The organism is Pseudomonas sp. SDO5591_S426 (genome assembly GCF_054070755.1).
Genome location: NZ_JBSVXD010000392.1, coordinates 1 through 1,493 on the forward strand (window position 1 = coordinate 1; position 1,493 = coordinate 1,493).

At 62.8% G+C, this 1,493-nt stretch carries 1 protein-coding gene; it reads right to left on the reverse strand.

What is annotated here, in order from left to right; genetic code table 11:
• Positions 1-69 precede the first annotated feature (69 nt).
• Complete coding sequence (locus ACW9JC_RS30215; RefSeq protein WP_457459638.1) at positions 70-1,419, reverse strand: CoA transferase; 1,350 nt, start codon at positions 1,417-1,419, stop codon at positions 70-72.
• Positions 1,420-1,493: the final 74 nt, after the last annotated feature.

A 1,493-nucleotide genomic window follows, 5' to 3' on the forward strand; every position in this document is an offset into this window, starting at 1 on the left:
AACAGTATTGCAGAAATGGGGGTATCCATAGATGTGGGAGCGGGCTTGCCCGCGAAGGCGATCTGAAGTTCAACACCACTGTGGACGATGCGAACCCAACTCCGAGGCTGCCAGCGTCCACTGCACCGGCGTCCCGGTGATCCTTAGCGGTACGTGCAAGCGATGCGCAGGCCCCCACGGTGTTTGCTCAACCAGCATACCCTGATCGCGGTCATCCTCAACCCGCAACAACTCTTCGCTACCGCGACCATGCTCGATCAACAACTTCGCCGTACGCGCCAACGACAATCGTGCCGATCCACCCTGGCCGCTGCTCAAGCGTTCTGTCAGCAACCTGATCGCACTGGCCGCCATCAAGTATCCGGTGGCGTGATCGAGCGCTTGCACCGGCAACGGCGTCGGTTTGTCCGCGTGCTTCCACTGCATGCCGGCGTCCGCAATACCGCTGCTCATCTGCACCAGGCTGTCGAAGCCACGACGGTTTTGCCATGGGCCGTTCCAGCCGTAGGCATTGAGGCAAACGTCGATCAGACCGGGGGCCAGTTTTTGTCGTTCAGTGACTCCGTAACCCAAGCGCTCCAACGCATCGGCGCGGTAACCGTGAAGCACGATGTCGGCGTCCTTGAGCAGGCTGTCGAACAATGCGCGGTCGTCCTTTTCGTGCAGGTCCAGGCGAGCGCAGCGTTTGCCCAGGGTCATTTCCGGCACCACGCCCGGTTCGTTCCAGGTGGGCGGGTCGATGCGTAAAACGTCGGCGCCAAGACCGGCGAGAAAACGGCTGGCGACGGGGCCGGCGAGCACGCGGGTCAAATCCAGCACCTTGATCCCGGCCAGCGGTTGCGCGACCGAACCTTGCCACAGCGTGCCGTTATGGCTGCCGTGATGACCGAATTGAATCGGCGGCTCGGCATTGACTGCCCGACCTTGCGGATGTGCCTGCCATTGTTCCCAGGTGCGCATTTCGGCGGCACAACCACCGGCATCGACCACGGCTTGCTCCAGATCGGTCTTGGCCCATTGCGCGACTTTGCTGGCCATCGCGGCACGGTCGGCGCAGGCGCCCAGCACGGATTCAGCGGCGGCACGGTGATGAGGGGCGTTGGTGTGCAGGCGTATCCAGCCATCCTTGGCGGCGTAGTCGCCGGCGACCGGGTCCCACAGCGGCGGCACGTTCCAGCCTACCGGGCGGATTGAACTGGAGAACCAGAACGAGGCCAGGCGTCGGTCGACTTCAAGGGTGGGCAAGCGCCCTGTTTGTTGAAGAAGGAGTTCGCTGACCGCCTGACCGGCGGCGGCAATGCTGGCGCACGCAAGGTCCGTAACGGCAAACGCCGAGGGCAGGGCGCCAGTGGCGGTGAACGGGATTGGCGTGTGCGGCAAGCCGAGTGCGGCTTGAATGGACGTGAGTAAATCAGTCATCGAAGGCCCTCCGGAACGAGAAGGCAGCATAGATCATAAGATCAAAAGATCGCAGCCTGCGGCAGCTCCTACAC

Bases quoted from the DNA above. Each gene is read 5' to 3' on its own strand.
- ACW9JC_RS30215 (WP_457459638.1), bottom strand. From the start codon at position 1,419: ATGACTGATTTACTCACGTCCATTCAAGCCGCACTCGGCTTGCCGCAC.